This is a genomic window from uncultured Stenotrophomonas sp., from assembly GCF_963519925.1.
Lineage (GTDB): Bacteria > Pseudomonadota > Gammaproteobacteria > Xanthomonadales > Xanthomonadaceae > Stenotrophomonas > Stenotrophomonas maltophilia_AE.
Genome location: NZ_CAUQPH010000230.1, coordinates 1 through 3335, shown reverse-complemented (window position 1 = coordinate 3335; position 3335 = coordinate 1). Strand labels below are relative to the sequence as shown.

Below are 3335 nucleotides of genomic sequence, written 5' to 3'. Positions count from 1 at the left end.
GCCTCGACCGTGGCCGAGAGCGCGGCGTGCGCGGGCAGGTCCAGCGCATCGAGCTGGGCGAAACCGACCAGCAGCAGGGCGCGCAGGTCTTCATCGCGGGCGCCGAGCGGGCGCTGCATCCACTGCGCCAGCGCCGCGTCGTACGCGTTGCGCCGACGCAGCACGGCAAAGCACAGCGCTTCCAGCAGGGCGCGGTCGCGGCTGTCGTCCAGGCTGGGCAGGGCGGTGTTCAACTCGGCCTTGAGCGAGCGGCCACGGCCGATCACCTGGGCCAGCACGCGCGCGGCAAGCACCCGCGTGGGGACGCCCGGGGCCAGCGCGGACAAGGATTGGCTTGCGCGGGGCTGTGCCATCTCAGCCACCCACGACCAGGTCGCGACGCGCATTGAGGTAGTCGGCGGCGGTGATCGCCTTGCCGCCTTCGCGCTGCAGCACCCGCAGGCGCAACGCACCCTGGCCGCAGGCGATGTCGATGCCCTCGCGGCCGGCAGCGAGCAGGGTGCCCGGCGCCTTGCCCTGGTTGTCGGCCAAAGCCACCGCGCCATGGATGCGCACGCGCTCGCCGGCCAGCTGCGCTTCGGCGATCGGCCATGGGTTGAACGCGCGCACGGTGCGCTCCAGCGCCTGGGCGTCGCTGGACCAGTCCAGCCGCGCCTCGGCCTTGTCCAGCTTGTGCGCGTAGGTCACGCCCTGCTCCGGCTGCGGCTGTGCGATCGGCTTGAGGCCGGCGCGCAGCAGGCCGAGGCCGTCGGACAGCACCTGCGCGCCCAGCTCGGCCAGGCGGTCATGCAGCGACCCGCCCAGTTCGCCGCTCTGGATCGGCGTGTGCTGGCGCAGCAGCACCGGCCCGGTGTCCAGGCCGGCTTCCATCTGCATCAGGCACACGCCGGTTTCGGCATCGCCGGCCTGGATGGCGCGCTGGATCGGCGCAGCGCCGCGCCAGCGCGGCAGCAGCGAGGCATGCACGTTCCAGCAGCCATGGGTCGGAATGGCCAGCACCGCCTTGGGCAGGATCAGCCCGTACGCCACCACCACCATCAGGTCAGGCTGCAGCTCGCGCAGCTGCTGCTGGGCCTCGGCGGTCTTCAGCGAGTCGGGCTGGAACACCGGGATGCCGCGGGCGATCGCCTCCAGCTTCACCGGCGAGGGCATCAGTCCGCGGCCGCGACCGGCCGGGCGGTCCGGCTGGGTGTAGACGCCCACCACCTCATGGTGGCGCGCGGCAGCGCGCAGCGAAGACACGGCGAACTCAGGCGTTCCGGCAAAGACAATCTTCATGGCGTTCCCACTTGCAGAAAGAAAAACGGCGCCGGATCACGGCGCCGAGCAACCGGTCGCGGCGCGCGGGCGAACCGCGCTGCCACGCCCGTGGCCAGGTCAGGCAACGTGCTTGCGCGACTTGGCCAGCTTCTTGCGGACCATCTCGCGCTTGAGCGGCGACAGATAGTCGATGAACAGCTTGCCGTCCAAGTGGTCCATCTCATGCTGCACACAGACCGCCAGCAGGCCATCGGTGGTCAGCTCCTGGGCCACGCCCTGGCGGTCCAGGAAGCGCACGGTGATGGTGTCGGCGCGGGTCACGTCGGCAAAGATGCCGGGGACCGACAGGCACCCCTCCTGGTAGACCTGGCCACCTTCGCTGGTGACGATCTCCGGGTTGATGAACACCAGCGGGGTGTCCTTCTCTTCGCTGACGTCGATCACCATGAAACGCTTGTGGACGTCGACCTGGGACGCCGCCAGGCCGATGCCGGGGGCGTCGTACATGGTCTGGAACATGTCGTCGAGCAGGGTCTGGAAGGCCGGCGTGGTCACTTCGGCGGCGTCGATACGCGCGGCCTTGGTGCGCAGGCGCGGGTCCGGGAACTCAAGAATGGGCAGGATGGCCATGGCAAATACCGTTTGGGGGCGCCCTTAAAGCGGCGTACGTCGCAATTCTATCGCCAACGCTTGCCCTGCGCCCCGGTTTCTGGACTATAGTGCGCGAACCTGTTGGGGAATCAGGCACCACACCTATGTTTGAAAGAACTCGTACGGTCCTCGCCGTCGCGATGCTGACCGTCGCTACCTATGCTACCGCCGTTGAAGTGAATGGCGGGCACCCGGAAACCTACGTCGTCCAGAAGGGCGATACCTTGTGGGACATTTCCGCGCGCTTCCTTAAAAAGCCGTGGCTGTGGCCGGAAATCTGGCAGGCCAACCCGCAGGTCAAGAATCCGCACCTGATCTATCCGGGCGACGTGCTGAGCCTGGCCTACCTGGATCGCGTCGTGGCCCAGCCCGGCCCGCGCCAGGAACAGCCGATCAACGCGCTGCCGCTGGACCAGATCGAACCCTTCCTGAAGCAGCTCAGCGTGGTGGACGAGATCGACTCGCTGCCCTACGTGGTTGCCTTGGAAGACAACCGGCTGCGCGCCACCACCGGCCAGACCGCCTACGTACGCGGCCTGGACGGCGCCGAAGTGGGCCAGCGCTGGGCGGTGGTCCGTCCGACCGTGCGCTATTCGCTGCCCAAGCCGACCGAGGACCTGACCGCCAATGGCGATGTCACGCCCGGCAGCGGCAACCTGTGGAAGAACTTCGTGGCCGCGCCCAGCAAGCGCAACGAGATGCTGGGCTACGAGCTGGCCCAGCTGAACGTGGGCACCGTGGTCAAGCTGGCCGACGGCCAGTCCGAAGTGACCACGCTGGCGCTGCAGGGCCGGGTCGACGGGCGCGAAGTCCGTGCCGGCGACCGCCTGGTCCCGGTCGAGGCCAACCCGTACGACCTGCAGTTCTTCCCGCACGCACCTGCCGCCCAGACCGAAGGCCTGGACATGCGCGTGCTGGCGGTGACGGACATGTACCTGGCCGGCGGCCCGCGCGATGTCGTCGCGATCTCGGCCGGCAGCGCCAACGGCATCGACAACGGCACCGTGGTATCGCTGTGGCGCCAGGGTCGTCACGTAGCACACCGCATGCAGTACCCGAACTCCTCGCGCATGGACGACTCGCTCACCTCTGGTGCCGGCCGGGTCTCGCTGCCGGATGAGTACGCCGCCCACGCGATGGTGTTCCGCACCTTCGACAAGGTCAGCTACGCGCTGGTGATGCAGGGCGTGAAGCCGGTCCTGGTCGGCTATTCGGCCAAGCACCCCGACGCGCAATAACTGTAAAACCTGACGCAACAACGCGACGGCGCCCCAGGGCGCCGTCGTCGTATGCGGGCTAGCCTGAGCGGATGCCTGCCGAACTGAACTGTCCCACCGAGGCGCTGCTGCGTCTGGTCCTGGCCGGGGGCGCCATCGCCCCGCGCCGCCTGCTGCTGTCCCGCTTCGACGACCCCGCAGCCGCCC

4 protein-coding genes are annotated in these 3335 nt (G+C 68.8%); 1 reads left to right on the top strand and 3 read right to left on the bottom strand.

The window, feature by feature from the left end; translation table 11 throughout:
• From RWO33_RS19850 to def, 3 genes are all read right to left on the bottom strand, one after another.
• Positions 1–353, bottom strand: a 353-nt coding sequence (locus RWO33_RS19850; protein WP_314107144.1) for a transcription antitermination factor NusB, incomplete at its 3' end; no start/stop codon positions are given.
• Position 354: 1 nt separating this feature from the next.
• Positions 355–1278, bottom strand: coding sequence for a methionyl-tRNA formyltransferase (fmt, locus tag RWO33_RS19845; RefSeq protein WP_314107142.1), 924 nt, complete (start codon positions 1276–1278; stop codon positions 355–357).
• Between the two features lie 99 nt (positions 1279–1377).
• Positions 1378–1890 (bottom strand): peptide deformylase, encoded by a 513-nt coding sequence (gene def, locus RWO33_RS19840; RefSeq protein WP_314107140.1) that lies wholly within the window; start codon positions 1888–1890, stop codon positions 1378–1380.
• Positions 1891–2015: 125 nt separating this feature from the next.
• Between def and RWO33_RS19835 the strand changes: the two genes are divergently transcribed.
• On the top strand, positions 2016–3149 hold the full coding sequence (locus tag RWO33_RS19835) for a LysM peptidoglycan-binding domain-containing protein (protein ID WP_145479051.1): 1134 nt from the start codon (positions 2016–2018) through the stop codon (positions 3147–3149).
• The last annotated feature ends 186 nt before the right edge of the window (positions 3150–3335 follow it).